Source organism: Paradesulfitobacterium aromaticivorans (genome assembly GCF_054657415.1).
In genome coordinates this window covers 1010677-1037414 of record NZ_BAAHYT010000010.1, presented here as the reverse complement: position 1 = coordinate 1037414, position 26738 = coordinate 1010677, and the positions used below count along the sequence as shown (strand labels likewise).

Here is a 26738-nt window from a genome sequence, read left to right as displayed (position 1 = left end):
GAAGTTTAGCGTAAGAGACTGATAGGAGCGGTAGATTTGGAAAAACACGATATAAGGTATGGCTTAACCAAAGCTGTGCCAGTGATTTTAGGGTATATGCCGATTGGCTTAGCCTTCGGAGTTTTGGCCAGGGAGGCTGGGCTTAATCTCACCCAGGTTTTTTTAATGTCTTTATTGGTATTTGCCGGGTCATCCCAGTTTATTTCTGTGGCGATGTTGAAGGCTGGGGCAGATATGTGGAGTATTATTGCCACTACATTTATTGTAAATCTGAGGCATTTACTGTTTAGTGCCTCCATCTCTACTTTTTTAAAGGGAATTTCTCAGTCCAAGCTGGCTGTTTTATCGTACGAGTTGACAGATGAAAGTTATGCTGTTGCCATGGGAGAGTTTACGGAAGAGAAGAGAAGTGCAGGATTTCTTTGGGGATTGTTTCCTGCAAATCATCTGGCCTGGATCCTAAGCACGGTATTTGGAGCGGTAGTCGGCAATTTGATTCCCAATCCAGCGATTTTTGGTTTTGACTACGCGCTTACCGCTATGTTCATCTGTCTCCTAATTTTTCAGCTCCAAGACAAGATTACCAATTTAACGGCGTTAGTGGCAGTGGTTTTGGGCATAGGAATTTATCTGGTTATGCCTAGTCGCTGGAATATTATTATCGCTACAGTTGTGGCAGCAACTATTGGAGTGGGGGTAGAAAAATGGCTGAAATCTACTTAATTATTATCGGAATGGCAGTCGTAACTTACCTTCCCCGGATGTTGCCTCTAGTGGTACTAAATAAGATTGAATTACCACCGCTGTTAATAAGTTGGTTGCGCTTAATTCCTCCGGCAGTTTTGGCCGCCTTGACTGCTCAGAGTATTTTCGTACGGGAAACAGGGGTGTCTTTTAGTTGGCGCAATATTTATTTGTTGGCTGCCATACCCTGTTTTATCGTGGCGTTTAAAAGCAGGAGTTTAATGTGGACGGTTGCTGTGGGACTTATTAGTGTTATAGTTCTTAACCAGTTTAAACCGTTCTTATTCTAACTTTTACAAGGATAGGTTAACTGAGGGTCTGTCCTAGTGATAGGGCAACCCTTTTTGTGTGAGATGAGTCCAGCTTTCAAATTTTATTTTTGTGGTTAGGGTGAATTAATAATAGAGAAAGCCGTTGCTCGGAAATCCGAACAACGGCTTTTCTCAACATTTACAGACTAAAAGGCGGGAGCGTATTGCAAAGCCAATGCAAGAGATGTAAAATTTTAGCAATAGATAATTTCATATTGCAATCATCAGTGTGCCAAACAGTTGACTGTTTAGGAGGTTGTTTAATGAGTATTGACAAGCTATTCTATCAAAATCTATTTAGGAATTTGTTCTCTAATCCTTGCCAAGTAGAATATTGGGACGGCGATATCGAAAAGTATGGGGAAGGTGATCCTGAATTCAAACTTGTTTTGTACGAACCAATCCCGAAGGCGGATATAATTAGCGACTCTTCCCTGGCCTTTGGAGAGGGGTACATGCACAAAAAAGTCGAGATCGAAGGAAGTGTCCAGCGGGTTATTGAATCCTTGTATAATAATCAAGCCAGTTTTTTGCATGACAAAAATACATACACAAAATTAGTGAAGCTATTTTCCAACAACCTAAAACGGAGTAAGGAAAATGTGCAACACCACTACGATATCGGCAATGACTTTTATCGCTTGTGGCTGGATGATACCATGACTTATTCATGCGCCTATTTCAAATCACCGCAAGACTCGCTGACTCAAGCCCAGCATAACAAAGTACACCATATTTTGAGCAAGCTCAATTTACAGGAAGGCCAGACCTTGCTCGATATCGGTTGTGGCTGGGGAGAGCTGATTATCACAGCTGCCCGCAACTATCACGCGAAGGCTCTGGGCATTACGTTAAGCTCAGAACAGTACGAACGGGTCTCCGAGCGAATTCGGGAAGAGGATCTTCAGGATTTTGTAGAAGTCCAGCTGCTGGATTTTCGTGAGCTCAAGAACCGGTTTTTCGACCGGGTGGTTAGCGTTGGAATGATTGAACATGTCGGCAAGGAGCATCTTCGGGAATATTTTTCCACAGTCAATCGGCTGCTCCAGGATGGAGGGGTTTCTTTACTGCATTCCATCACGAGCTATGAAGAAGCAGCAACGAATAGTTGGATTGAAAAATACATTTTCCCTGGGGGCTACATACCATCTGTTCAAGAGCTCATTAGAGAGATGGCTGCTAATCGATTCTTTGTTCTCGATGTTGAGAGTTTACGCCTACATTACGCCAAAACGCTGGAGCACTGGGCTGCTAACTTTGAACAGGCCTTGCCCGTAATTAAAGAAACTAAAGACGATACTTTCATTCGCATGTGGCGACTATACTTAAACGCCTGCGCCGCATCCTTTAAGTGTGGCAATATTGATGTTCATCAATTTCTGTTCACAAAAGGCGTGAATAACGATTGGCCGTGGACAAGGGACTATATGTATCAAGAAGCGGATTATTCATTTACGCACGACAAGAACTGAGGGGGGGCTAATAAGCCCCCCTGTTACTTTGTCAACACCTTGTCTATATGAGCCATAAGTTCGTTGGCGATGCGTATGCATTCTTGGATAAACCTTTTAGGTACTTTTCCGCCGCTTGCTGGCAAAAGTAACATACGGTATCGTTGTCTCCTCCATGCTCATAGAGCTTGTTCTGTTACAAAAGTTGCTTTGTAGAGCTGACCTGCCTGCACCTCATCTTGGCCTATGAACAACTTCTGAATGCGCTGCCCTCTGGGGTTTTCAATGCGGACAAATAGGCGGTAAGGCCGAGACAACGCTTAACATATCCTCCCATTTGCTGGAATGGATCAGCAGAAAATGTTCGCTCAAGGTTCTGCCGCCCTTTCTTTTAACACTTCGGGGCTGTAGGCAAACTCCCAATGTACGGTCATAGCATCCAACCCTAAATTATTCAACAACGGAACTAAGATTTCTCCCTTAGTTTGAACAACGGGATAAGTGCCGTGAAAAGTGTCGCCATTATCACAAAAAAGGATATTGGGATTTTCTGCCCGAATCTGCTTGACCAGAGCAGCAAGTCTGGCATACCCTCTTGTTTGTCGAAAAATGGCTTGTCTTCCCTGCCAAAAAAGTTCCTGATGTAAATCCAAGTAGCCGTGTTCGTCATTAATTTGTACAATGGTCAGTCTTTTGTTTCCCATTAAATCTTACTCCCTTTTAATTTAATTGTTTTAAGTATGTACAGAAGAAATGTCTAAGATTCCGCATCGGTTAATTAAGAATTGATGGCTCGATCCATGATTTGTCCAGGTTATTATTTTTAATGGGTAGACAATTGGCGCACACTGGCTTAAAATTATTGTAAACATATCTTAATATGGAAGTTTACAATGAGGTGATAAACATATGTTAATGCATAACAAAGGCTCTTTTATTACCGGTACTGATGCCAGAGTGTGGGAAACCGTGATAACAGTAGACTTTGTAACGGTCATTCATCCATTTGGCAATGCAATTTCCTGATGTTATAAAAAATGTTATTGAAAGGGAGCAGCAATGATAAATATGAGTAATGTTGATTTAATTAACCGTTTAGAGGAAAAGGTATTGGCCGGTCAGGATATTACCCGGGAAGAGGCACGAAAGTTGGAAGAATTGGCAGGGTCTGACCTGTATCATTTGTTTGCTGCTGCTAGCAGGATTCGTGATATACGGGCTGGCAAAAAGGTGGATCTTTGTTCTATTATCAACGCCAAGTCCGGTCGGTGTTCAGAAAACTGTAAATTTTGCGCCCAGTCTGCGCATCATCAGACTGGAGTGGACGTTTATGATTTGTTGGATGGGGAGACAATTTTAGAACGAGCACTTCAGATGGAAGCGGAAGGAGCCCAACGGTTCTCCCTGGTGACCAGTGGCCGGGGGATAAGTGAAGGCGATTTTGTTAAGGTCTTAAGCATTTACCGGCGTTTGGCCCGAGAAACCAACCTGAAGCTTTGTGCATCCCTGGGGATAATCACCGAAAACATGGCTCGAAGCTTAAGGGAAGCTGGTGTAAGCATGTACCATCATAACCTGGAAACATCGGAAAGCTACTTTCCTCAAATATGTACTACGCACAGTTATCAAGACCGCATCAACACCATAAAAGCGTGTCAGGCCGCGGATTTGGATGTTTGCAGCGGCGGGATTATTTCGATGGGTGAAACCATGAGCCAGCGTTTGGAGATGGCCTTTACTTTAAGGGAATTAGAAGTGCAGTCTATACCCATAAATATTCTCAATCCCATCACAGGTACTGCCCTGGAAACACAACTGGTGTTGCCTCCCTTAGAAATATTACAAACTATAGCAATTTACCGTTTTATTTTACCACAAGCAATGTTGCGGTTCGCAGGTGGTCGCGAAAATGCCCTGCGAAATTTGCAGTCTATGGGTTATTTAGCAGGTATCAATGCTACATTGGTGGGTAGTTATTTAACCACCTCCGGTCGTACTGTGGCGGAAGATATTCAAATGATACTGGATATGGGGTTAGTAGTATAGTAATCAGGAAAAAGTGAGCTGCAACCGTTAAACCCGGAGGAATCAACGGGCTTCGCACTTAACGCGGAGTCCCTTTTGTCATTCGGAAAAAACCGCTGATTAACTGCTCATCTTGGCTTTTGTTTTACATCTTTAAAGAATCTTTAAAATTGAATGTTATAGTCTAAAGGATACGACTACAAAGGAGGGAAAAAGATGCAAGATGCCCTACAGGTTGGTCCTTTTCTGCTCAAGACGCAATGGTTGGTTATTATTCTTTCCGCTTTAGTGGGTTATTTTGTTATAAAATACCGTTTGAAGACAGCTGGATATCCAGATCAACGGATGATCGAGACGATCGAAAACAGCTTAATTATCGCTATGATGGTATGGAAATTTAGCTTGATTCTTTTCGATCCGGTAAGTGTTGTTATCAACCCTTTGACGTTGCTCTATTTCTCGGGTGGCGAGCGTGGGATCTGGCTGGCCGCGGTAGCTGCAATCTTTTATTTTTACCGTCGTGCGCAAAAGGACCAAGTTTCAGTTTGGGTTTATGGGGATTTATTAGCTGCAGGTTTTTTGGCTGCCACCGTAGTGTACTATATGATTGACTTGATTAGGGATAATCAAATGGTTTGGGTTGATGGGAGTGAAATTATCATCGCCTTGCTTATTCTCCTGCTGATTTTTCGGAGAAGCAAAGAAATCGGCAAGCCGTCTGTCTTGAATCAAGTTTTATTGTGGTTTAGCTTGGGTCAAGTGTTTATTTCGTTTTTGAACCCGCTCAAACAGAATGATTGGTGGGGGTTTTCCCAAGAGCAAATTCTCTATTTAAGCCTTGCCGCACTTTGTCTTGGGATAGATTGGGTTGCGGGGAAAAAAAGACTTAACAAAAATGCATAGGGGGAAGTTCGGTGGAGAATGTTTCAGTTCTATTTGCCTTTACGGCAGGGATGTTATCGTTTTTGTCGCCGTGTGTATTTCCCTTAATTCCGGCTTATGTTGCCAATCTTACCGGTTCAACGCTTGGAAACAATAGGGTGGAGGTTTCCAAACGATTGTTGCTGGCTCGTTCTCTCAGTTTTATTATGGGTTTTAGTTTAATCTTTGTGCTGATGGGGGCATCGGCCAGCGTACTGGGACAGATTTTCACCCATAACCGGGATATTGTCCAAAAAATAAGCGGGCTTTTGATCATTATCTTTGGTTTACAGATGGCGGGAATCCTAAAACTGCGTTTTCTCATGATGGAAAAACGTTGGGAAGCTAAACAAACAGGGGAAAAGAATGTTTGGCGATCCCTCATTCTGGGCATGTCATTTGGAGCCGGCTGGACACCTTGTGTCGGTTTGGCGTTGTCTTCAATTCTCCTGCTGGCCGGATCTGCAAATACGGTTTATAGTGGGATGTTTATGCTTTTCGTTTATTCACTGGGTTTAGGCATCCCGTTTCTGGCAATTTCCCTGATTATTACGTATTCTTTGCGCGTTGTGAGGAAAATTAATCGAAGTTTAGGCGTTTTATCCGTAATCAACGGCTGGATTCTCATTGGCATGGGCTTATTGTTGTATACAGGCCAGTTGCAGAAGCTAAGCGCTTGGCTAGCCGGTTTTACCTATTTTACGTATTAGAAGGGAAGATTTAGCAGTGAAAAAATATTTAACGGTTGTTGTTTTAATCGGACTGGTGATTTGGGGGTTATATTCAAAGTCCAATTCAGCCGGAGTGTCAACAAATACGGATCAAGGGCAGCAGGCGACGGTCGGTCTGGAAAAAGGGAATCTGGCGCCGGATTTTGAACTGCGCACTGTAGACGGGAAGGCAATGAAGCTTTCCAGCCTCAGAGGGAAAAAGGTGATTGTCAACTTCTGGGCAACCTGGTGTCCGCCCTGTCGCCTGGAGATGCCGGAAATGGAAAAGTTTTATACCAAAAATAAAAACGAGGGGATTGAAATCCTGGCCGTCAACCTGACCAAAGCGGAAAAGAGCCGGGCGGATGTTCCGGCGTTTATAGAAGCGTATGGTATTACTTTCCCTGTACTTCTGGACGAAAACAGCGATGTAGCCCGGCTTTACAAAGTATCGTCTATTCCTGCCAGTTATATTCTTGATACTCAGGGAGTGATTCGGGAGAAAATTGTCGGACCGATGACCTACGAAGTGATGGAAAAGATGCTGGGCGCGGTCAAATAAGGCAACGGTTTAACTTATAATTAAGCTCGGATGGAATGGGTCGGCGTTAGCGCAGAGCGGATGGAGGTGTGTTTATGAACACTAAGGGGAAGTCTGTTTTAATTGTCGAAGACGATGCTAAAATCCGCCAGCTTGTTAAGGTATATCTGGAAAGAGAAGGGTACGAGGCCTTGGAAGCGGAAGACGGGGAAGACGCTTTAGAAAAGTTTAAACAATTTGACCCCTGTTTGGTGATTTTGGATTTAATGCTGCCCGGTCGCCTTCTAAAAACTGGTTTTTTTGGCAAAGAAGTATTTTGGCCAAATTAATTCTGATTAATCTGCTGATTATTGCGATTGTGATTTGGCTGGCAGGCGTTTCCGTCAAAGATTTCGCCTGTTTGCTTGCCATGCAATATCAGGTTATTGGCGGAGCATCGAGCAATTTGTTTGACCGGACCATGCAATTTTATCTAATACGAGCAAGTATTCTGGCGGTGAGCGTGGCCGGTATTCTTTACTATTTCCTGGTAAGGAAGCTGATCTTGCCGTTGCAGCACTTGGGAACTTCGGCTCAAAAGATGGCCAGAGGGGAGTTTCAGCCTTGCCGGGAAATTTCGTCCGAAGATGAAATTGGCCGCCTTATCTCTGACTTTAATCATCTATCCTCCAAGTTACAGCAAACAGAGGAACTCCGGAAAAAAATGGTGAGCGACATAGCTCATGAACTACGAACGCCTCTCACGAATCTTACAGGCTATCTGGAAGCTTTAAGCACCGGCGTCATTCAGGGTGATCTGGGGCTTTACCGCTCATTGCATGAGGAAGCGCTGCATTTGACCGGTTTGGTGGAGGAACTTCATCAGTTAAATATTTGGGAATCGAAAAGGCTGGGGCAGAACGAGCTGCCGAAAATCTCCGTGGAGAATGTTCTTGAATCAACCCTTAAAAGTTTTGAATTGGAAATGAGAAACAGGGACATCAAAGCAGAGGCTAATATCCAGGCTGCCAATGTTTTAGGAAACAAAGAGGGCCTCAAACAGGTCATCACCAACCTGCTGAAAAATGTCCTGAAATATGACCGGGGTGGCTGGGTGAAAATCGAGGGAAAAACGGAGGGCCATGTCTATAAAGTCGTGGTGACCAATTTGGGGCAACCCATTCCTGATGACAAAGCGGATCAGGTGTTTGAACGTTTTTACCGTCTGGATTCCTCCCGCAACCGCAAGACCGGAGGAGCGGGTCTCGGATTGGCTATTGTCAAAGAAATTATTGACCAACACCGTGGGGAGGTCGGTTTAATTTCCCGGGAAGATGAACATTCCTTTTGGTTTACAGTTCCTTTAGCAGATGTAAGAGAGGAGAAATAGACATGAATCATTCCTTAATTAAGAAAATTGTCCTTTTTACGCTAAGTGCTTGTCCAATGGGAAGATCAATGGGAACAGTATTGAGAGAAGTAGCTGCTTTATTACCTCAAGATGGGTTTTGTACAATATGTCCGTTGGGAAGATTGCTATAAAGTCTTGGAAAAAGCAAAAGGGGTCTGCAAAAACAGCAATATCAATGTCGAAGACCATTTTCGTGATGTTACGAAAATGGTTGTGAATCATGCCTTAGGATCTCTGACAACACGTTTATCGCATATAACGGTACATTAGTCAGCCATTCCTCTTTTCTGTAATCCGACATGGATGAACGCAGCGCAACCCTTGGCTGGTATTTCTGACAGTAACTTTTAAGGCTCTTGGCTTGTAAGTTTTCGGACGCCTTAACCTCAATTGGAATAATATCAGTCCCGCTTTGGAAGATAAAATCAATTTCGGCGGTGCCTTTTTCAGCCGACCAATAGAACGGTGTGATCTCCCTGCTGGCAACAAGCTGCTGCAATACATACTGCTCGGTTAAGGCCCCTTTAAATTCCGCAAAAATCCTATTACCCTCAAGCAAAGCTTTTAAGTCAAGTCCGCTCATAGCAGCCAGCAGCCCTACATCAAGTATAAATAGTTTAAACGCATTAAAGTCTTGATAGGCCATAAGCGGCATATCCGGCTTTGTAACTCTGTGCACTTTGTAAATAAGACCACAATCAAGTAGCCATTGCATAGCAAGCTCGTACTCTCTCGCTCTTGCGCCCTGTCTAATCAATCCATAAATAAACTTGCGGTTTTCCTTTGCAAGCTGAGCGGGGACAGAATTCCACAGCATTCTGATTCGAGGGACTGTTTCATTGGGTGCGTGCTTTGAAAAATCCTGTTCGTAGGCCATCAACAATCGGTTTTGCACCTCGCGCATCTTCGTATAATCCTGCGTATAAATAAAGGTAGAAACCGCTTCCGGCATACCGCCAATATAGTAATATTGCTTTAACAAATCGATATATTTGCCCTTAAAGCTTGTTATCAAGCTAAATTCTCTGTCCTTAAGAAGCTGCGTCAAATTTTCATTGCCGGTTGTTGCATTCATAAACTCCAAAAAATCAAGGGGATATAAGTTCATAAAATCAACCTTGCCCACCGGAAAAGATGTTCCGGGGTGAAGTGCAACTCCAAGCAAGCTGCCTGCTGCCACAACATGATACTGCGGTGCATTTTCGTAAAAATATTTTAACGAGGTCAAGGCTCGTGGCACCTCCTGTACCTCGTCAAAAACAATTAATGTGTTATCCGCTTCAATGGTTACCCCTGCTTCAATTTGAAGGGCTGTTATTATTCTGTTTAGATCAAGATCGCTACTAAACAGGCTTTCCATTCTCGCGTTATGATCAAAGTTAATGTAGGCACATTTTTTATACTGAGCTTTCCCGAACTCTTTCATCAGCCAAGTCTTTCCGACCTGTCTTGCGCCACGAATAATGAGCGGTTTTCTATGTGCAGAGGCTTTCCACTCGATTAAATCTTTCATAGCATTTCTAAACATGACGACACCTCCCTATTGCGGATAGTCTACCCATAATATAGCACGCTTATCACAAAAGTCAAAGGACTTTTGTGATAAGCGTGCTATCTGGCATCGTTTGAACAGCTTTATATATCAATGGCGAGGTTTTCACGGTTACTATTATTTTAGGCAAGGGGTTATAACCTTTGGGATCCCATTCATCTCGGCATTGAAATGTCAAGCCTTCTGGCCGAGTTAATCGTAAAAGCCGTTGTTCCGATTTCCGAACAACGGCTTTCTCGAAATTTACATTATTATCGTGAGCTCAAGAACAGGTCCTTCGACCGGGTGGTTAGCGTTGGAATATTTGTTCATCAATTTCTGTTCACAAAAGGCGTGAATAACGATTGGCCGTGGACAAGGGACTATATGTATCAAGAAGCGGATTATTCATTTACGCACGATAAGAACTGAGGGGGGGCTAATAAGCCCCCCTGTTACTTTGTCAACACCTTGTCTATATGAGCCATAAGTTCGTTGGCGATGCGTATGCATTCTTGGACAAACCTTTTAGGTACTCCTCCCATTACCATATTATAACATCGATTGGGATGGGGTACTAGGCCTATAAGGCTTTATAGAAAGAAGTTTAGAAATGTATCCCTTAATTCCCCTGTCTTAGGGGGATTTTTTTGATGAGTGTAGAATTAAATTATGTTTAATGTGTATTTTGAAGTTGTTATTCACGAGCTTTGAGGTATAGTAAAAAGGTAGAGTAAAAAGACAAGTAGTAAGACACAGTAACAAGACATGAAGTTCGAGGAGTGATACGAATGGTCATTGTAAAACCTTTTCACGCGCTACGGCCTACATCCAATTTGGCCGACAAGGTGGCGGCACTTCCATATGATGTCATGAACAGCAATGAAGCAAGAGAGATGGTAAAGGGTAATCCCTATTCATTCCTGCATGTCGATAAGGCGGAAATCGATCTCGATCCGTCAATTGATCCATATGATACGAGGGTATATGAAAAAGCCAGAGACAATTTGAAAAGAATGATTGAAGAAGGCACGTTTATTCAAGATGGCAATGCCTGCTTCTATATCTACAAGCAGGTTATGGATGGCCGGGCCCAAACCGGACTTGTGGGCTGTACCTCAATCGATGATTATATCAATGATATTATCAAAAAGCATGAACATACCCGCGCAGATAAAGAACGGGATCGAATCAACCATGTCGATTACTGCAACGCCAATACTGGACCCATATTCCTCACCTACAGAGCAAAGCATGAAATCAATGTGCTAGTCAACAGGTGGATGGAAGCGCATAGGCCGGTTTATGATTTTGTGTCAGAAGATACTATCGGTCATACGGTGTGGGTCATTGACGATTCGGCTGTACTGGAAAAATTAATGAGCGTCTTTGCCGAAGTAGACTACCTGTACATTGCTGATGGACATCATCGTTCCGCCTCTGCCGTTAAAGTCGGAATAAAGAGGAGAGAGCAGTTCCCTGGATTTAACGGTACGGAAGAATTTAATTACTTTTTGTCCGTGCTGTTTCCGGATGAGCAGCTATTGATATTGGATTACAATCGCATAGTTAAAGATTTAAACGGCAAATCGGAAGAGGAGTTTATCTCGGAAATAAAAGAAATGTTCGAGGTGGAAGAGCATAAAGGCGGAGGACCATATAAACCGGAGGAGAAGCATACCTTCGGGATGTACCTTGAGGGCAAGTGGTATAAGCTGATGGCCAAACAAGGAACCTATGATCATCATGACCCGGTTGCCAGATTGGATGTTTCCATCATGCAAAATAATCTGCTTAACCCGATTCTGGGCATCCAAGACCCAAGAACGGATAAGAGGATTGATTTTGTGGGTGGCATCAGGGGTCTAACTGAACTTGAGCGCAGAGTAAAGGAAGGCATGAAGGTAGCTTTCTCTATGTACCCGACAACGATCGATGACTTGATGGCCATCGCGGATGCCGGCAAAGTGATGCCTCCCAAATCCACTTGGTTTGAGCCTAAACTGAGAAGCGGTTTATTCATCCATGAACTATAAGAACGAGGGGGGATAGCAATCGCTTATTCATGAACCGGAAGTCGGCAATGATTGAGAGTGGGGTGTTCACCGTCTCCGTGCTGCCGGTGACGGCATCGATGGGTTTGATTGGGCAGTTTGGCTTCAAGTCCGGACGGGAAATAGACAAATTTGCAGGGGTATCTTTCCGGCTGGGGACGACCGGGGTACCCATCCTTCTGGAGCACAGTATTGGCTACTTGGAGGCAGAAGTCAGCAAACGTTTGGACGTTGAGACCCATACGGTGTTTATTGGCAAGTTGGGGCGCGAATTCCGTGGCAATGACACAGAGCGGCAGTGTCTGCTGGGTAGAAAAGATCAATGATAGAAAAGACCTCGGGGAATATTCTCCGGGGTCTCTTTCTTATTGAAAAAGACAGCCTCTGGCACCGGAATATAACAAGGGTGTTCTGTAGATATTTGGAAAATGTTAGGTCTTACTCTGTGGAAAACAGGAATTTTCGTGGATTATTAATAAAATAGTGGCTTAAAGTAGTAAATGGAAGGAATTACAAAGAACATCGCGAAATATTATATGATTGACTATGATTGTTTTTGGATGGAGGATGGTTGATGCCAGAGGAAGTACACGGAGGCCGCTGGACCTGGGGTCTGGTGGATCAGATCAATGAGGCATCCGATTTGAAAGAGGCGCTCCAAGTGTTTGTCGGAGGGTTGTGTGAAAAATATAACTCTCGGGCTGCATCAATATGGCAATGGAAAGAGGAGCAGTGGGTCCAGGTTGCCGCCCAGGGTGAAAGCTTGGGCCAACCCTTTATCTCGTCCCTATTGGCCTCCATAGCAGCAGAAATTAATAAGCCTGAAAACGGGATCATACGGATATTGAAGCCGGAAACGCGGGAATTCTTTATTTTGCCATTGCGCCAGAAACGGACCCATGCTTTGTTAGCTGCCTGCGTGTCTGAATTTGATCGGGAACTATCAAGCCAACTGCAAGAGGACATGTCCCTTTGGCTGTTACGCTTCTCTTGGTTGTTGGCGCTTCATATCGAACAGGAAGAACGGGAACGAACATTCTGGTGGCAACAGACAGCCGTTAGTTTGCTTTTGAACGGAACCAATATCTTAAACAGGGTATCTACTGAAACCGAGCTTTTTACGGAAGCAGGAGAAATGGCTATGGGTATCCTGCATGTTGATAAAGGGGTATTTATCGTAAATGACGACCTGAAGTCGGGAAAGGTATGGCTTAATGGCTTTGGCAGACTGAAAGATTTGCATACTTCAGTGGAGCGCTCAGAATTAGCCGCTGAAAGGAATACTTTCTGCGATGCAGAGGGTGTAAGCGTAGATAAGCTTAGGAGTCTTTGCTCAATCTTTACCGATAGCTGCGATAAGTATTTGGAGAAAGGCTGGAAACAGGAGTTTATCTTATCTAAGTTTCCTGTGAAGAATAATGGAGAGACGGTGGGAGAACTATGGGTGTTGCATGATCCGCATGAATTCGATGAATTAGAGCGGGAGATGATGAACTCCTTCGTTTTTCAAATTTCTTTGGCTTTGGAAACCCTGCGCCACCGGGCTGCTTTGGAGCGCTTGGCTACCCATGATCCCCTGACAGGACTATTGAACCGAAAAGGCCTGGAAGAACGTTTGGAAACGGAGTGTGCCCGGGCCGGACGCCTTGGGGAAGCGCTCCTGTTTATCGTCATGGATCTGGATCATTTTAAGAAGGTGAATGATACTTATGGGCATCCGCAGGGAGACCAGCTTCTGATAAAGCTCGGGCGGGTGCTGGCAGCAAGCGTTAGAAGTTATGACCTGGTGGCAAGGCTGGGCGGAGACGAATTTGTCATCGTATATTCTGGCTGGGAGGACACGCCGGAGAATTATGCCAGGGTTGCTGAATGGTTAAAACAGGTACTGGCTCAATTGCCCGATTTGGGGATTAAGCTGGGTATGAGCGCCGGAGTGGCTCGCTTTCCACACTTGAACGACTTTCGCTCGCTTTACCAAAAGGCGGATGAATATCTTTACCAGGCAAAGCAGCAAGGCCGGAACAGGATATGCGGCCTTGTTGACGGAAAATCCATTCAACTCGACAATGACTCAGTTAAAACCATTCAGCAAATCGACCTTTAGGGCAACAACAAACTCCGCACTATTTTATTATGAGTGATGCGGAGTATCTTTCTGAAAAAACCTATTTTCGAAGTGCTCTTTAAGGTTATCCAAGCCGCTTGGAAAATAGCTTATCGGCCTGAAATGGTTGTCCATGGGCAGGATAAATTGTCTTTACCCCTTCTTGAAGCAGTTTAGCCCAGCTTCTATAGCAGGCCTCAAGGTCATATAAGAGGATAGGCTGGTAAGGTGTTCCGGTAAAATTCAGCATATTGCGGGCAGCATCCCCCACAAAAGCGACCTCCTCCGTAACCAGGGAAATGCTGTCCAAAGTATGCCCTGGCGTGTATAATATTTTGCCGTTAATGCCCAGCTCAGGGAGCAGGGTATCATTATCCCCTTCGATCAATCGATCCTGCGCACGGCTGACATAAGGGGTGAAGCGTTCTGAAAAGTGCTTGTTAAATCGAGCAAATAGGCCGATCAGCAGGTGCAAGCCTGGGTTTGCATAATGCTCATGAATCGGTTGGAAATGGTGCCCGGTTTTTAAGTAATCCGCACAGGTTTTACTCATGATCACTGTGATATCCGGATTGGCCGCTATCAGGAAAGGCAAAAGTCCACAGTGGTCATTATGGTGGTGGGTTAAAAAAAGATAATGAATATCGGTGAGGGCAATATTTTGCTTGCGGATACTGTCTAGAAATACCGGTTGATTTACCTGGTTCCCGCAATCAATCAGCAAGTAACCCTTTTTTGTTTTAAGCAGATAGCAATTCGTTTGCGCTAGTTTGATGCCATCAAAAGTTACCATTTTAACCCCTTCTGTTTGCGAAAGTGTTAGAATATTTTTCACATTTCACCCACATGGGTGATACTTCATGCCTAGTGATTCCATTATACTATGGACAAAAATATGTGATAGGTCGGGTGGGAACATGGATCATCTAAAGCTACTGAAGCTGAATACGTTAATCAATAACGCCTATGAATGTTTTTCTTTCGAAGAATTCTTAAAGCTTTCGATTCTGAAGCTTCACGAACTGGTCATGTATGACAGTGGCATGTTCTTTTGTGCAATCAGCAAGGATAGCAGCTTTTTCAAGCCTTATATCGGTGGGAATATCGAAGCCTATTACAAAAAGCAAAGCTTTCCGGAAAGGGAGCAGTATTTGAGTCAGGCTGAGAACAGCCATGCAGGTAGTGAAGCGTATGTGTACAAATCAGTGGATTACAGCCATGGTGTTGTGCAAGTGAGCGATGAGCCACGCAGTGCATTCCTTTCCTCGCAAAATAGTTTTAACATCGTCTGTATGCGTATCATTTACAAAGGTCAGTTCTTAGGTGAAATCTATCTGCACCGAGGCAAAGACAAACCCGATTTTGATGATGAGGATTTATTTATTCTGCGCCTGCTTCAACCCCATGTATCCACCGTTTTTAGTATGATACATACGATTATCGCGGTGAAATACCTTGAAACAAACCAAGAGACCAGTGTAAGAAAAGGCATATGTTTGTTTGACAGGGAGCTCGGCCTGACCGGAGGAAACGTAACCGGGATTGAAATGCTAAAGGTCTCCACGGTGTTCGGGTCAAGCATACTTTACCACATCAAGGAGATGTGCGCTGATTTATTGAGTGATGAAGCAAAAAAAAGCAGTGCGAATGCTCTCTTGTATTCAAAATTGCTCAAGACGGTAAACGGCGATATGCAAATCGACATCTTCGTTAAAAACGACCGCAAAATGAGTAAAAACTTACAGTTTGTTGCCATCATGGAGTTCTGCGATGAGGAGCGGAGCACAGGCGATTATAAATTCAAATTTACCCGCAGAGAAGCGGATATTATCGACGGGCTGATCCAGGGTAAAAACAATTCCCAACTGGCAGAGGCTCTGAGTTTATCCCAAAATACAATCAAGACTCATATTCAAAGCATCTATAAAAAGACGGGTGCTAATAACCGCACTGAGCTTACCTATATATTAATGCTTAATCAGAGATAGCCCGCAGGTCCAGGCCCATGGATTTGCGGGCTTTTTAGCCTCAAATCCCATAGTACTTGGCAGCAACTTGGGCGGCGCATTCCGGTCCGCATACGGCACAATGATCATGGGTAGAGCCGGGGGCCAGCGCTGACCTTGTTTTCTCCGGATCAACGGAAAGGAGAATTTGCCTGTTTGTATCAAGGGTTACCCGGGCCTTGGCCATGTGCAAATCTCGTTCCCAGGCCTGTTTGTTCCCCCTGGCCAAGTCTGCGGCAAAGGGCTCCGTTGCACACGCGTTTCTGAATCTGGATGGTTGCTTCCACATGGCTTGCGCATGGCATCAATATCTCCGCTGACGCTTAAATCCATAATAGAATCTGTTCCTGCTTCCACGGCTGCTTTAATTTTGTTGAGCTCCATGTCCATCCTGCTCTCCCTGCCATACAAACCGATGCTGGCACTTACTTGGTTCTAAGCCCCTTACCGATGCCGGTTGCAAGCATGTTGCGGCGTTGCGTGTTGCGCGGAATTACAATCCTGCCTTCCGCAACTCCCTGCCTGACGAATTCCGGAGCCACACCTTCCCGGGCAGCTACCTGTTCCATTTCTCCTGTGATTGTCCCATCTAAGGCACTGCTTAACTGTGTCAAAATACATTCCCCCTCTTGTGTAAAATAAAAAAATCCACGCTAGAAAAAAGCGTGGATTTTACCATCATCCTCACCTAAACCAACTTTTCACCGAGTTGGGCATAGTGTGTTACAGGCAGGTCTCCTGACTCAGGATCATCGCTTCGTTGCCCCTTCCCCCTTACAGAGTGGCCTTGGCAACAGCTAACCTTTACAGTGGCGGGTCCGCCCGGGAATCTCACCCGGTTCCCTATTCTCCCTCACGGGCACCTGAAACATTTTGAGTTGAACATATTTTATTCATAAAACCTAAAAAGGTCAAGTGAGTTTTTAACAGGGAGAGTCCGGATCTTCGTCCTGCCGCGCGTACATTCCATACTTTAAGATCTCCAAGTATTCCGCGTACTCTTCCATAATCTGATGAATGTCATCCAACAAACTCTGTTCCCGTCCTTCATAGACTTTGCTGTATTTTTGCTCCAAGCTTCCCAGGAAAAGTGTTATGACTTCCAAGGCCTTGGTGGGATTGACCCCTGGGCGGAATTTTGTGTAATCGATCCCATCAAAAACAGGCGGCATGAACTGAGCATAAAGCTGCGCATATTTTGCTTGGATTTCAGTGCGGATATCTTCCGGGGCATTAATGAAAGCTTGCGCGATTATTTTGCTGATTTCAGGGTTGGTATGAGTGATTTGGAGCTTAACCATCCCGATTTCCATGAGCTTATCAAAGATGTCATCCGAATAATGCATAGGGTAACTCTGAAAACTTGTAATTATAATTTGCAGACAATAGTCTAGGACATAAAGAAACAGGTTTTTCTTGCTGCCAAAGTAATGAAAGAGCAGGCCTTTGGAAATACCGGCTGCTTGAATGATCTCGTTGGTGGATGCTTTTTCATACCCTTTTTGGGCAAACTCGGTCACGCAGGCCCCTATAATTCTTTGCTTTTTTAATTCATCAAGGTTTTCAAAACTTTTGTTCAAGGATTTTCAGCTCCCGAGTGTACGATTTAAGAGCAATTTAAGTTTATTATGATTTCAGATCCTTTCGCTGATAAGCCAGGTACGTACCCGTAGTCATGAGCACAATCACTGCGATCATAATGATCAGGTAAACCATATCGATCCGTTCGTTCTTAATGATGCCAGCCGGATTGATATATTGGAAGGGGGTAATATACTTTAGATTCACCAATTTCTCTGATACAACCGAGGCGATGCTGATAAAATAGGTTCCCAACACGATACCGAGCGCCAGAGGGGTAAGGGATTTTGAACGTACCACGAAGACCGACAGGAAGAAGCCGATCGAAGCAAACGTCCACAGAACCAGAAAAGTGCCGAGCGAAATCAGCAAAAAGGCCTTGAGACTGTAAGCGCTGTTTCCTCTCACAGCTTCAATCGCCGCATAGTTAGCCAGGGTTAAAACCAGATTAAACAGCAAGATGTAAAAAAGAGTTGCCGCATATTTGGCTGTCACGATCTTGCTGCGAGTTACCGGCTTGGCCAGCAGGAAATCAATGGTTTTCTCATCTTCTTCTTTAGAGAGGATTCCGGCTCCCAGGAGCATGGCATAGATGGAAGCAAAAAGAATGATATAAGGGATAACGTATGCAAAAAAGTCCAGAACCTTGGCAAAATCGATATTTTCAACGCCCAGGCCACTTGCCATGGCTTTGGGAGAGTTCTTCAGCAGTTCCGTGTACTTGTCCGCTTGGTCAGCTATGCTCGGGAACATCGCCATCATCCCGACACTCGCCAAAACCAAGATGATGGTCCAGATCAGGAATTGTCTGCGATTCCTTGTTAATTCGCGCCTAAACATAAGCATACGCTCATCCCCTTAAATTGAAATTTTGGGCATCAGTATTTGGAGAACGATCTCTGGGGTGAGGACTATGAGTTACTTCTCGTAATAATGCATGAAAATTTCCTCTAAGGAAGGCTCTTCAATCAGCAAATTATTCACACTTACTTGAGTCAGTCGTTCAATTAGGGCATTTAGGTTTCCGCTATAAAGAAATTCAACATGCCCATTCTTGAACTTGCGATCAGTAATCCCTGACATATCAATAATCCGGTTGTTGTCTGACTCTGTTAATTCCAACTTGATTTTCTTAAACCGATTGTGTTTAAGCTTTTCCACACTCTCAACCCTTAAAATGCGGCCTTCTTTTATGATTGCGACCCGGTGGCACATCTTTTCCACTTCGCTTAAAATGTGCGAGGAAAAGAAAATGGTCGTGCCTTTAAGGTTTTCTTCTTTTAGCAGTTCAAAAAAGTGGTTTTGCATCAGGGGATCCAATCCTCCGGTTGGTTCATCTAAAATTAAAAGTTTGGGCTCATGCAGAAGGGCTTGCACAATCGCTACCTTCTTTTTATTGCCTAGAGAAAGTTCGCCAATCCTTTTATCTAAATTAAGTTCAAAAAGCTCACTCAATGACTTGATTCGGGCTTTGCAGTCCTTACCATAGAACTTAGCGGAATAAGCGAATAATTCCCCAACTTTCATATCATCGTAATAATTCACTTCCGCAGACAGATAACCTACTTCGCGTTTGATTAAAGCTGATTGGGAGAAGCAATCTTTAGCGAAAATCTGAGCGCTGCCCGAGTTGGCATAGATGAATGCGAGTAAAGTTCGGATGGTTGTGGATTTTCCCGCACCATTAGGCCCAATGAACCCGAATATTTCCCCTTGAGCGACCGTTAAATTTAAGTCAATGATTCCCCTGGCTTTACCATAGAACTTGGTTAGGTTTTTCGTCTCAATGGCGTTCATGCAATCATCCCTCCCGGTTGACCACGTGGTCAATTCAACATTAGAATACACCACCTTGACCATATGGTCAATACACAATAGAGAATCTCGCTTGCGATAATAATTTCTTGTTTTAGCAATCTTTGCGCAGGAACATGATCTCATGTTGCAGAAATTTATATACACTAAATAAGCAACAGGGGTGAATGTTAAGTGATTTACGGAGAGTGGATAAAAGAGTTTCCGGGTGGAATCATTTTAACTGATGCGGAATTAGCACTGGAGATACCTTTCGATATGCAGAACTATGTTAGAGGGTAATATTCCCTTTTAAGCCAGGCGTTATAGTAGTTTAACGCTTGTTTTTTTTATGGTGTTGGGATTCAATTAACCTTAGGTGGTAAATAAATGAAAGTTAGGCATAAAGATTATTATCCAATTATTCACTGGCGAGATTTTAAATTAAAAATATTTTTAGAAGGCATCATGGTAGGACTATTGTCGGGCCTTGTTGTGGTAACTTTTCGGTTAGTGCTTGAAAAGGCTGACTTGTGGCGCAGCAAGCTTTTTCCTTTGCTGCAGGAAACGGGACCGATGGCAGTCTTGCTTTGGTTTGTCATTTTGGTAATTTTAGCCTTTATTTTAGGCTTTTTAGGCGTAAAAGAGCCAATGGCCGCAGGAAGCGGAATTCCCCAAGTTAAGGGTGAACTTGTTGGCCATCTAAAAATGAATTGGGCTAAAGTGCTGGCCGTGAAGTTCGTTGGCGGAATTTTAGCGATTGGAGCGGGCTTATCTTTAGGGCGTGAGGGCCCTTCCGTACAGTTAGGGGCAGTTACAGCGAAGGGCTTTAGCCGCTTTTTTAAGAGACTTAGGATTGAGGAAAAATATCTAATTACAAGTGGGGCCAGCGCCGGATTGGCTGCCGCCTTTAGTGCACCCTTGGCGGGCGTGATATTTTCCTTGGAAGAGCTTCATAAAAATTTTTCTCCGGCAGTTCTTATGTCGGCAATGTCAGCTTCATTAACAGCAGATTTTGTGGCGCAGAAAGTTTTTGGGCAAAGACCGGTTTTTGACTTTCCTAATCTTCCGGTTTTGCCCCTAAGTACCTATGGTTATTTAATAGGCTTAGGTGTCATTAGCGGAGTTCTGGGGGCCCTGTTTAATTATACTCTTATCCGGGTTTTGAAAGGATATGATTATTTCTCACGCGTTCCGCGGGCAGTTAAAATAATGATTCCCTTATTTGTGGCAGGGATTCTGGGTTTCGTGTTGCCCCAAGTCCTCGGCGGAGGCAATGCTCTGGTTGATTCTCTGGCAGATACTAAATACGCGCTTAAGTTTCTACTGATCCTCTGGATCGTGAAATTCCTGTTTACCATGTTAAGTTTTGGTTCAGGAGTACCCGGTGGAATTTTTCTGCCTTTATTAGTAATTGGTGCCTTAACGGGAAATATTTATGCCCAAGTATTAGAGCACTTTTTCAATCTGAACCCCGTATTTGTCAATAACTTTATTGTATTTGCGATGGCTGCCTATTTTACGGCCATTGTTAAGGCCCCCATTACGGGAAGCATACTTATTACGGAAATGACAGGAACTCTGGAACACATGTTTGCACTTGTTACTGTTTCGATGACCGCTTATTTAGTAAGTGATTTACTGAAAACCGCTCCCATTTATGAGAGCTTGCTAGACAGGATTTTAGCAAAGCAAGCTCAAAGCACAAGTCATATTAATGAGCACACTGGCAAGGTCATTACGGAGGCCGCCGTTTCGATGAATTCCAAGTTCGCAGGCAAAATGGTCAAAGATATTTCCTGGCCTCAGAACTGTCTCTTAGTTAGTATTAAAAGAGGAGATAAAGAAATTATCCCTAAAGGGGAAACTAAAATACTGCCAGGTGATTATATCTATGTTCTCGCTGATGAGAGTCAGGTTGTGAATGTTAGAAATCATTTGCTCGGTATGGCTGAGGAAAGCATGATGGAGTAACGGCAACTGGCAGCCAGGGTTACAGAAAGCCATCTCTTGTAATTATCGGCTGTCGGGATCATCTTCTATGTCTATGCCCGCATGGTTTAGGGCAAAGCGGCTGATAAGATTATGAAGCACGAGATCGAGAAAATTAATGTAGCTAAGTAGCATTAATCAGGAACAGTAGTGGGAGTCTTCTCGTTAATACAAGATATATGATGTAGATTTAGACTTAGATATAGCTAGGGGCTTCGCGTTAAGTGCGAAGCCCCTGAATTTTTTCAGACAATTCATGTAAAATCTTGAAATCTGTCGTAAAGAGGGGAATTTTAGTGACTTTAGTAGGTAATTGCCTGTGAGCATCCGTCAGCGAGATTTATATGTCAAAGTCAGAGATTAAGAGTACTAAAGGGATTTGACCCATATGCACGCCGGGGATAAACTTATTTTATGCGTACCTCGGGGTAAGGGAGAATTAGAGATGTTGTTTTATAAATCCATGTTTTTACTGATGGTAGGCCTGCTCTTTCTAGGAGGCTTACTTTCTTTTTTCACCCATAAGAGAGAGCGCTTAAGTGTATATCTGGCATTTACTTTTGCCACAGCGGGGTCTCTTGCCGGGATTATCTTTGGGGTATCTGCCCTTTTGAGCCGAGTGACGCTCGAATTAAGCCTAAAGTCCTCAGCAATTCCGACTTTGGATTTTTCCCTGAACTTGGATGCGCTCTCCGCCTTTTTTATAGTGGTGATCTCCACAGTTTCCCTGGCGGTATCTGTTTTTTCCTTTGCGTATATGAAGGAGTACATAGGCAAGCATAATGTGGGGGTGCTCGGGCTTCTATATAACTTTTTTCTCTTGTCGATGATCTTCTTGGTTGCTAGCGGAACTTCCTTTATGTTTTTGTTCTGCTGGGAATTAATGTCCCTCATTTCCTACTTCCTAGTGGTGTCTGACCACCGCGATCCCAAGGTGAGACAGGCCGGGTTTATCTACATCGTAATGACGCATATCGGTACTGTATTCATTATTCTGGCATTCTTGCTGCTGTTTCGGGAAACAGGGAGCTTTAGTTTTGCTAAAGCTGCTGAGCTGGGGCCAAAGCTGGCTCCGGGTTTGAAAACAGTCATTTTTTTGCTTGTAACCTTGGGCTTTGGCACCAAGGCGGGGATTGTGCCCCTGCACATCTGGCTGCCCAAAGCGCACCCGGCTGCGCCCAGCAATGTGTCGGCGCTCATGTCCGGGATTATGCTCAAGACCGCAATTTACGGCTTCGTGCGCGTCGTTGTCCAGATCTTGGGGGGTGGCCCGGTCTGGTGGGGGGTCTTGATTCTGACCATTGGAGCGGTTTCTGCTCTCCTTGGTGTTATGTATGCCTTAATGGAGCATGACATCAAAAGGCTCCTGGCTTACCACAGTGTGGAGAATATCGGGATAATTCTCATGGGTATCGGGGTTGCGCTTATCTTTATGGGGTACGGTCTGCCGCAAGCGGCTGTGGTCGCGCTGGCTGCCGGGCTATTCCATGTATTTAATCATGCGGTTTTTAAGGGCCTGCTGTTTTTAGGGGCTGGTGCCGTTCATTATGCCACAGGTACCCGCGATATTGAAAAAATGGGAGGTCTTCTACGCCGGATGCCATGGACCGGCTTCTTTTTCCTGATCGGTTCGATCTCGATCTCGGCTCTGCCCCCTTTCAATGGCTTTGTTAGCGAGTGGCTGACCTTTCAATCATTGTTGATGCTGGGTTCAGGACCGGGGGGAACTGCCCTCAAAATCTCCGGGCCGGTGTTTGCGGCTTCCCTGGCTTTGACTGGGGCCTTGGCCGCAGCCTGTTTTGTAAAAGCGTTTGGAATTCAGTTTTTGGCTCAGCCACGGAGCGTCAACGCGGAAAGGGCCAAAGAAGTGCCTGTAAGTATGCGGGCCGGGATGGGTATTTTAGCTTTGCTCAGTTTCGTGGTCGGGGTGTTCCCGGTTACCATCATAAAATTATTAAGCCCGGTGACCGCCGCCTTGCTGGGAGTAGAGAGTGTACAGACCCTAGGGGGCTACCGCTGGCTTAGTGTTAATTTGGGTGTTGGCGCAGCAAGTGTTGCGGGCACAACATTGTCCCCGCTGCTCGTGCTAGGGCTTTTAGCTGCCGTAATTTTAGTGGTTTACATTATTGTGAAACGCGTTGGGCGCGGGGGTACGGTCAGAGTTGAGGAAACCTGGAACTGCGGCATGGAACTCACGCCGCAGATGGAGTATACGGCAACCTCGTTTTCCAAGCCGATTAGGATTATCTTTCGCCGCATTTTGTTTCCCACCAGGGAAGTTGAAAAGGAATATATCCTTAAGCCTTATTTTACCAGGCGCATTCTCTATAAAGGGGCAATTAAGCCGGTGTTCGAAGACGGAGTCTACCGTCCACTAACCGGATATTTTCTTAAGTTTTCCGCAAAAATGCGCTTTTTACAATCCGGGAGTATCCATTTGTACGTAGGTTATATTTTCGTCACCTTAGTGGTTCTGCTCATTTTCGCCAGATAGGAGGTGCCAGGATGTTAAAGGTAATGCTTAGCGTGTACCAGCTCTTATTGCTGGTGGCGGCAGCGCCCTTGCTCGTGGGCGTTATTAAAAAGACCAAGGCTTTTTTCCAGAGCCGCCAGGGTCCGAGTATTTGGCAGCCTTATTATGATTTATCGAAGCTGATGAACAAAGAGTCCGTGATCTCGGAACATGCTTCCTGGATCTTTCGCATTACCCCTTACATTTACTTAGGCTCGATGCTGGTCATTGCCTCCTTGGTGCCGGTTGCCTCCACCCGCGGTGGCGGGGCTTTTACCGGAGATGTTATCCTGATTATTTATCTGTTGGCTTTGGCCCGCTTTTTTCTAGCTTTAGCGGGATTGGATGCGGGGAGCGCTTTCGGAGGGATGGCCAGCAGCCGGGAAGCCGCGCTTTCCTCAGTGGCTGAACCGGCGATGATGCTGCCCTTGTTTACGATGGCGCTCGCTGCCGGGACGACGAACCTCACGGCGATTGTGGCGGGAGTGGCTCAGGTCGGCTTGGCAGTCCTCACGCCGACCCATTTGATGTCATTAGGGGCCCTGTTCGTAGTGGCCATTGCGGAAACCGGGCGCATCCCGGTGGACAATCCCGATACTCATCTGGAACTTACCATGATTCACGAAGGAATGCTGCTCGAATACTCGGGCAAGCCGTTAGCCCTGCTTACTTTGGGGGCTGCGCTTAAACAGATCCTTATTTTTGCATTGGTGGCCAACATCTTTTTCCCGTGGGGGATTGCTCTGGATTTAGACTTGGGCTCGATTGCAGTGGGGACCGGGGTCTTTATCCTAAAGGTATTTGTGTTGGGCATTATCATGGCGATTATCGAGACATCCTTAGGCAAGATGAGGTTGTTTAAGGTTCCTGATCTGTTGACAGGTGCTTTTTTGCTGGGATTACTGGGTTTGATTACTAACTTTCTGCTCAGGAGGTAAGGGAAAGTGGCTTTAGGCAATTATTTGGGTGTGGTTAATTTTTTAATTACTTTGATCTTAGGGACTTGCTTTGCAGTGCTGGGTTCGCGGCGGCTGGACACGGTGATTAAGCTGGCCGTTGCCCAGGCGTTGCTGCTCGCCGGACTTAGCGCGGTATTGGGGTGGGCCACCGGGATCGGGGAAATGTACATTGCGGCCCTGCTCACACTGGCGGTCAAAGCAGGGGTGATTCCTTATATTCTTACCAGGGTTGTGCGCGGCGTGGGGGTCAGCCGTGAAGTAAACGCTTACGTCAGCCTCAGAATGTCTTTTCTGATTGCGGGAGCGTTAGTGATCGTTTCCTACCTGGCTACTGGGCAAATTGTAGGCAAAGGTTCCGGCTTAGTGCATGAAGCACTGCCGGCGTCAGTGGCCATGATTCTGATGGGGCTGTTTGTGATCATGACCCGCAAGTTGGCGGTCATGCAGATTACCGGGTTTCTCCTGATGGAAAACGGGATTTCGCTGGCTGGATTGGGCACCACGAACGGCATGCCTTTAGTGGTGGAACTGGGGATTTTCCTGGACATTTTAATCGGGGTCTTAATTATGGGGGTTCTGGCTTTTCGCATCAACCGCACTTTTGACACCCTCAACACAGAAAATCTGAGGAATTTACGGGGATGAATGCAATGCCGCTTGTTTTATTAACCTTACCTTTACTGATAGCCCTTTTAAGTATCTTAACCAAAAATAAAAAGACCCTTACTTTCATCAACGCCTCAGGAGGGGTCTTGATTGCGTGGGCAGGGCTGTCACTCGCTTCAGGAGTGTTCCGGAAGGGAACGTTGGCCTGGCTGGGGGGCTTTATCTATATTGATGCTTTAAGCGCCTTTGTGATCAGCATTATCGCGGTGGTCGGATTGACTTCAGCGTTATACTCAATCTCTTATACCGGGCGTGAACTCAAGGAGGGGGGAATAGCCCCCAGGCGCTTACATTGGTATTATTTTTGGTTTTATATCTTTGTGTTTACGATGCTTACGGTCGTGATGGTCGGCAACCTCGGTATTATGTGGGTGGCCATTGAAGGGACAACCCTGGCGTCTGCCCTCTTGGTTGGGTTTTACGAGCAAAAAGGCTCACTCGAAGCGGCCTGGAAGTATATTATCATTTGCACGGTTGGGATCATCTTCGCCCTGTTTGGTACGATTCTTTTGCATTATGCGGCTGTGTCAGTCACAGGGGAGGGGCGTTCTCTTGATTGGCCCAGTTTGGTTGCGCAGGCCGGGAATCTAAATCCTAAACTGCTGAAACTGGCGTTTGTCTTTGCTTTGGTCGGGTATGGAACCAAGGTCGGGCTGGCCCCGATGCATACCTGGCTCCCGGATGCCCACAGCCAGGCTCCTTCACCGGTCAGCGCCATGCTCTCCGGGGTTTTGCTGAACTGCGCTTTATACGGGATTCTAAGGTTTCACTTAATTGTGTCCAAGTCGCAAGGGGTCTTTTCCTTTAATCTGTTGCTTATTTTTGGCCTGATTTCGATTGCGGTGGCATTGCCGTTCATCATTGTCCAGCATGATTTGAAAAGGCTGTTTGCTTATTCGAGCATTGAGCATATGGGGATTATCGTGGCCGCTATAGGGCTGGGGAGCCGCCTAGCTCTGTACGGAGCTTTTCTTCATATGCTCAATCATGCGCTGACTAAGTCCTTCCTCTTCTTTGCGGCAGGGAATGTGACCCAGCATTACCACACGAAAAAGATCGGGAAAATCAAAGGAGCAATGTCTGTCATGCCTGTTTCCGGAACAGCACTTTTCCTGGGGGCTTTTGCCATTGGAGGGGCACCTCCTTTTGGTATTTTCACGAGCGAGTTTACAATCCTGAGTGCCGGATTTGCGGAGGGTAAGTATGGGGCTGCGGGCCTGATGCTGGCTCTGATCACGCTGATTTTTGCCGGGATTGTGTATACTGCGGCTAAAGTCGCTCTGGGAGCACCTCCCGGGCGCATCAAAAAAACCCAGTCAGATCGATGGTCCTTGGCTGTGCTTTCCCTTACCCTTGTGCCCATGACTCTGATGGGATTTTACATCCCTCCGTTTGTTGACGGTATCTTGCGCCAAGTCGTAGCAGTGATGGCAGGGGGGAACTAAA

At 45.2% G+C, this 26738-nt stretch carries 25 protein-coding genes, 2 pseudogenes and 1 riboswitch; of the genes and pseudogenes, 18 read left to right on the top strand and 9 right to left on the bottom strand.

Annotated elements, in window-relative coordinates:
* Nucleotides 1-36 precede the first annotated feature (36 nt).
* The 3 genes from ACYQ2N_RS10755 (at nt 37) to ACYQ2N_RS10745 (ending at nt 2527) form a co-directional block, all read left to right on the top strand.
* On the top strand, nt 37-723 hold the full coding sequence (locus tag ACYQ2N_RS10755; protein WP_459999235.1) for an AzlC family ABC transporter permease: 687 nt from the start codon (nt 37-39) through the stop codon (nt 721-723).
* Nucleotides 705-1034 (top strand): AzlD domain-containing protein, encoded by a 330-nt coding sequence (locus ACYQ2N_RS10750; protein ID WP_459999234.1) that lies wholly within the window; start codon nt 705-707, stop codon nt 1032-1034. Before ACYQ2N_RS10755 ends, ACYQ2N_RS10750 begins: the two co-directional genes overlap by 19 nt.
* Nucleotides 1035-1318: 284 nt before the next feature.
* Nucleotides 1319-2527 carry a class I SAM-dependent methyltransferase gene (locus ACYQ2N_RS10745; RefSeq protein WP_459999233.1) on the top strand — a complete coding sequence of 403 codons (1209 nt, stop codon included), beginning with the start codon at nt 1319-1321 and terminating at the stop codon, nt 2525-2527.
* 43 nt (nt 2528-2570) lie between these two features.
* Here the strand turns inward: ACYQ2N_RS10745 and ACYQ2N_RS10740 are convergent.
* Together ACYQ2N_RS10740 and ACYQ2N_RS10735 are read right to left on the bottom strand one after the other, a co-directional pair.
* A pseudogene (locus ACYQ2N_RS10740) lies at nt 2571-2684 on the bottom strand (HEPN domain-containing protein); the annotation flags it as partial.
* Between the two features lie 190 nt (nt 2685-2874).
* Nucleotides 2875-3210 carry a metallophosphoesterase family protein gene (locus ACYQ2N_RS10735; RefSeq protein WP_459999232.1) on the bottom strand — a complete coding sequence of 112 codons (336 nt, stop codon included), beginning with the start codon at nt 3208-3210 and terminating at the stop codon, nt 2875-2877.
* Between the two features lie 364 nt (nt 3211-3574).
* Here ACYQ2N_RS10735 and bioB point away from each other — a divergent pair, with 364 nt between their 5' ends.
* The 6 genes from bioB (at nt 3575) to ACYQ2N_RS10705 (ending at nt 8072) form a co-directional block, all read left to right on the top strand.
* On the top strand, nt 3575-4552 hold the full coding sequence (bioB, locus tag ACYQ2N_RS10730) for a biotin synthase BioB (RefSeq protein ID WP_459999231.1): 978 nt from the start codon (nt 3575-3577) through the stop codon (nt 4550-4552).
* Between the two features lie 195 nt (nt 4553-4747).
* Nucleotides 4748-5434: a hypothetical protein gene (locus tag ACYQ2N_RS10725; protein ID WP_459999230.1), complete on the top strand. Its 687-nt coding sequence runs from the start codon at nt 4748-4750 to the stop codon at nt 5432-5434.
* An 11-nt stretch (nt 5435-5445) separates the two neighbouring features.
* On the top strand, nt 5446-6162 hold the full coding sequence (locus tag ACYQ2N_RS10720) for a cytochrome c biogenesis CcdA family protein (protein ID WP_459999229.1): 717 nt from the start codon (nt 5446-5448) through the stop codon (nt 6160-6162).
* Nucleotides 6163-6178: 16 nt separating this feature from the next.
* Nucleotides 6179-6724 (top strand): peroxiredoxin family protein, encoded by a 546-nt coding sequence (locus ACYQ2N_RS10715; protein WP_459999228.1) that lies wholly within the window; start codon nt 6179-6181, stop codon nt 6722-6724.
* A 74-nt stretch (nt 6725-6798) separates the two neighbouring features.
* Nucleotides 6799-7032 (top strand): response regulator, encoded by a 234-nt coding sequence (locus tag ACYQ2N_RS10710; RefSeq protein WP_459999227.1) that lies wholly within the window; start codon nt 6799-6801, stop codon nt 7030-7032.
* Nucleotides 7020-8072, top strand: a complete 1053-nt coding sequence (locus ACYQ2N_RS10705) for a sensor histidine kinase (RefSeq protein WP_459999226.1) — start codon at nt 7020-7022, stop codon at nt 8070-8072. The genes ACYQ2N_RS10710 and ACYQ2N_RS10705 overlap by 13 nt, the downstream gene beginning before the upstream one ends.
* A 220-nt stretch (nt 8073-8292) precedes the next feature.
* Here the strand turns inward: ACYQ2N_RS10705 and ACYQ2N_RS10700 are convergent, their stop codons facing one another.
* Nucleotides 8293-9621: an ATP-binding protein gene (locus ACYQ2N_RS10700; protein WP_459999225.1), complete on the bottom strand. Its 1329-nt coding sequence runs from the start codon at nt 9619-9621 to the stop codon at nt 8293-8295.
* 794 nt (nt 9622-10415) lie between these two features.
* Here ACYQ2N_RS10700 and ACYQ2N_RS10695 point away from each other — a divergent pair.
* The 3 genes from ACYQ2N_RS10695 to ACYQ2N_RS10685 all read left to right on the top strand — a co-directional run bounded on the left by ACYQ2N_RS10695 (nt 10416) and on the right by ACYQ2N_RS10685 (nt 13782).
* Nucleotides 10416-11660: a DUF1015 domain-containing protein gene (locus ACYQ2N_RS10695; RefSeq protein WP_459999224.1), complete on the top strand. Its 1245-nt coding sequence runs from the start codon at nt 10416-10418 to the stop codon at nt 11658-11660.
* Nucleotides 11661-11707: 47 nt separating this feature from the next.
* Nucleotides 11708-12004 (top strand): flavin reductase family protein, encoded by a 297-nt coding sequence (locus ACYQ2N_RS10690; protein WP_459999223.1) that lies wholly within the window; start codon nt 11708-11710, stop codon nt 12002-12004.
* Between the two features lie 248 nt (nt 12005-12252).
* Entirely contained in the window at nt 12253-13782 is a 1530-nt protein-coding gene (locus ACYQ2N_RS10685; protein ID WP_459999222.1) for a sensor domain-containing diguanylate cyclase, read from the top strand.
* Nucleotides 13783-13867: 85 nt separating this feature from the next.
* Here the strand turns inward: ACYQ2N_RS10685 and ACYQ2N_RS10680 are convergent, their stop codons facing one another.
* Nucleotides 13868-14575 (bottom strand): MBL fold metallo-hydrolase, encoded by a 708-nt coding sequence (locus ACYQ2N_RS10680; RefSeq protein ID WP_459999221.1) that lies wholly within the window; start codon nt 14573-14575, stop codon nt 13868-13870.
* Nucleotides 14576-14699: 124 nt separating this feature from the next.
* On the opposite strand from ACYQ2N_RS10680, the gene ACYQ2N_RS10675 reads away from it, so the two are divergent.
* Nucleotides 14700-15770: a helix-turn-helix transcriptional regulator gene (locus tag ACYQ2N_RS10675; RefSeq protein WP_459999220.1), complete on the top strand. Its 1071-nt coding sequence runs from the start codon at nt 14700-14702 to the stop codon at nt 15768-15770.
* A gap of 40 nt (nt 15771-15810) precedes the next feature.
* Here ACYQ2N_RS10675 and ACYQ2N_RS10670 read toward each other — a convergent pair whose 3' ends face one another.
* The 5 genes and pseudogenes from ACYQ2N_RS10670 to ACYQ2N_RS10650 all read right to left on the bottom strand — a co-directional run bounded on the left by ACYQ2N_RS10670 (nt 15811) and on the right by ACYQ2N_RS10650 (nt 19166).
* Nucleotides 15811-15975: a phosphomethylpyrimidine synthase ThiC gene (locus ACYQ2N_RS10670; protein WP_459999219.1), complete on the bottom strand. Its 165-nt coding sequence runs from the start codon at nt 15973-15975 to the stop codon at nt 15811-15813.
* Nucleotides 15957-16357 (bottom strand): annotated as a pseudogene (locus tag ACYQ2N_RS10665) (phosphomethylpyrimidine synthase ThiC). Before ACYQ2N_RS10665 ends, ACYQ2N_RS10670 begins: the two are co-directional and overlap by 19 nt.
* A 142-nt stretch (nt 16358-16499) precedes the next feature.
* Nucleotides 16500-16670: riboswitch (cobalamin riboswitch) on the bottom strand.
* A 41-nt stretch (nt 16671-16711) separates the two neighbouring features.
* On the bottom strand, nt 16712-17368 hold the full coding sequence (locus ACYQ2N_RS10660) for a TetR/AcrR family transcriptional regulator (RefSeq protein WP_459999218.1): 657 nt from the start codon (nt 17366-17368) through the stop codon (nt 16712-16714).
* Nucleotides 17369-17414: 46 nt separating this feature from the next.
* Complete coding sequence (locus ACYQ2N_RS10655) at nt 17415-18215, bottom strand: DUF2705 family protein (protein ID WP_459999217.1); 801 nt, start codon at nt 18213-18215, stop codon at nt 17415-17417.
* Nucleotides 18216-18287: 72 nt separating this feature from the next.
* On the bottom strand, nt 18288-19166 hold the full coding sequence (locus ACYQ2N_RS10650) for an ABC transporter ATP-binding protein (RefSeq protein ID WP_459999216.1): 879 nt from the start codon (nt 19164-19166) through the stop codon (nt 18288-18290).
* Nucleotides 19167-19553: 387 nt separating this feature from the next.
* Here ACYQ2N_RS10650 and ACYQ2N_RS10645 point away from each other — a divergent pair, with 387 nt between their 5' ends.
* The 5 genes from ACYQ2N_RS10645 (at nt 19554) to ACYQ2N_RS10625 (ending at nt 26737) form a co-directional block, all read left to right on the top strand.
* On the top strand, nt 19554-21137 hold the full coding sequence (locus tag ACYQ2N_RS10645) for a ClC family H(+)/Cl(-) exchange transporter (protein WP_459999215.1): 1584 nt from the start codon (nt 19554-19556) through the stop codon (nt 21135-21137).
* 406 nt (nt 21138-21543) lie between these two features.
* The gene (hyfB, locus tag ACYQ2N_RS10640) at nt 21544-23649 is read left to right on the top strand and encodes a hydrogenase 4 subunit B (RefSeq protein ID WP_459999214.1); all 2106 of its coding nucleotides are present in this window, start codon (nt 21544-21546) and stop codon (nt 23647-23649) included.
* A gap of 11 nt (nt 23650-23660) precedes the next feature.
* Complete coding sequence (locus tag ACYQ2N_RS10635; RefSeq protein WP_459999213.1) at nt 23661-24605, top strand: respiratory chain complex I subunit 1 family protein; 945 nt, start codon at nt 23661-23663, stop codon at nt 24603-24605.
* A gap of 6 nt (nt 24606-24611) precedes the next feature.
* Nucleotides 24612-25271 (top strand): hydrogenase, encoded by a 660-nt coding sequence (locus ACYQ2N_RS10630; RefSeq protein WP_459999212.1) that lies wholly within the window; start codon nt 24612-24614, stop codon nt 25269-25271.
* A 107-nt stretch (nt 25272-25378) separates the two neighbouring features.
* Entirely contained in the window at nt 25379-26737 is a 1359-nt protein-coding gene (locus ACYQ2N_RS10625) for a hydrogenase 4 subunit F (protein WP_459999211.1), read from the top strand.
* The last annotated feature ends 1 nt before the right edge of the window (nt 26738 follow it).

What these genes read in the sequence shown, in the direction of transcription:
- ACYQ2N_RS10680 (WP_459999221.1), bottom strand. Translation starts at nt 14,575, where the DNA reads ATGGTAACTTTTGATGGCATCAAACTAGCGCAAACGAATTGCTATCTG.
- ACYQ2N_RS10745 (WP_459999233.1), top strand. Translation starts at nt 1,319, where the DNA reads ATGAGTATTGACAAGCTATTCTATCAAAATCTATTTAGGAATTTGTTC.
- ACYQ2N_RS10675 (WP_459999220.1), top strand. Translation starts at nt 14,700, where the DNA reads ATGGATCATCTAAAGCTACTGAAGCTGAATACGTTAATCAATAACGCC.
- ACYQ2N_RS10750 (WP_459999234.1), top strand. Translation starts at nt 705, where the DNA reads ATGGCTGAAATCTACTTAATTATTATCGGAATGGCAGTCGTAACTTAC.
- ACYQ2N_RS10735 (WP_459999232.1), bottom strand. Translation starts at nt 3,210, where the DNA reads ATGGGAAACAAAAGACTGACCATTGTACAAATTAATGACGAACACGGC.
- ACYQ2N_RS10725 (WP_459999230.1), top strand. Translation starts at nt 4,748, where the DNA reads ATGCAAGATGCCCTACAGGTTGGTCCTTTTCTGCTCAAGACGCAATGG.
- hyfB (WP_459999214.1), top strand. Translation starts at nt 21,544, where the DNA reads ATGCACGCCGGGGATAAACTTATTTTATGCGTACCTCGGGGTAAGGGA.
- ACYQ2N_RS10700 (WP_459999225.1), bottom strand. Translation starts at nt 9,621, where the DNA reads ATGTTTAGAAATGCTATGAAAGATTTAATCGAGTGGAAAGCCTCTGCA.
- ACYQ2N_RS10670 (WP_459999219.1), bottom strand. Translation starts at nt 15,975, where the DNA reads ATGGCCAAGGCCCGGGTAACCCTTGATACAAACAGGCAAATTCTCCTT.
- bioB (WP_459999231.1), top strand. Translation starts at nt 3,575, where the DNA reads ATGAGTAATGTTGATTTAATTAACCGTTTAGAGGAAAAGGTATTGGCC.
- ACYQ2N_RS10650 (WP_459999216.1), bottom strand. Translation starts at nt 19,166, where the DNA reads ATGAACGCCATTGAGACGAAAAACCTAACCAAGTTCTATGGTAAAGCC.
- ACYQ2N_RS10690 (WP_459999223.1), top strand. Translation starts at nt 11,708, where the DNA reads ATGATTGAGAGTGGGGTGTTCACCGTCTCCGTGCTGCCGGTGACGGCA.
- ACYQ2N_RS10655 (WP_459999217.1), bottom strand. Translation starts at nt 18,215, where the DNA reads ATGCTTATGTTTAGGCGCGAATTAACAAGGAATCGCAGACAATTCCTG.
- ACYQ2N_RS10685 (WP_459999222.1), top strand. Translation starts at nt 12,253, where the DNA reads ATGCCAGAGGAAGTACACGGAGGCCGCTGGACCTGGGGTCTGGTGGAT.
- ACYQ2N_RS10695 (WP_459999224.1), top strand. Translation starts at nt 10,416, where the DNA reads ATGGTCATTGTAAAACCTTTTCACGCGCTACGGCCTACATCCAATTTG.
- ACYQ2N_RS10710 (WP_459999227.1), top strand. Translation starts at nt 6,799, where the DNA reads ATGAACACTAAGGGGAAGTCTGTTTTAATTGTCGAAGACGATGCTAAA.
- ACYQ2N_RS10645 (WP_459999215.1), top strand. Translation starts at nt 19,554, where the DNA reads ATGAAAGTTAGGCATAAAGATTATTATCCAATTATTCACTGGCGAGAT.
- ACYQ2N_RS10635 (WP_459999213.1), top strand. Translation starts at nt 23,661, where the DNA reads ATGTTAAAGGTAATGCTTAGCGTGTACCAGCTCTTATTGCTGGTGGCG.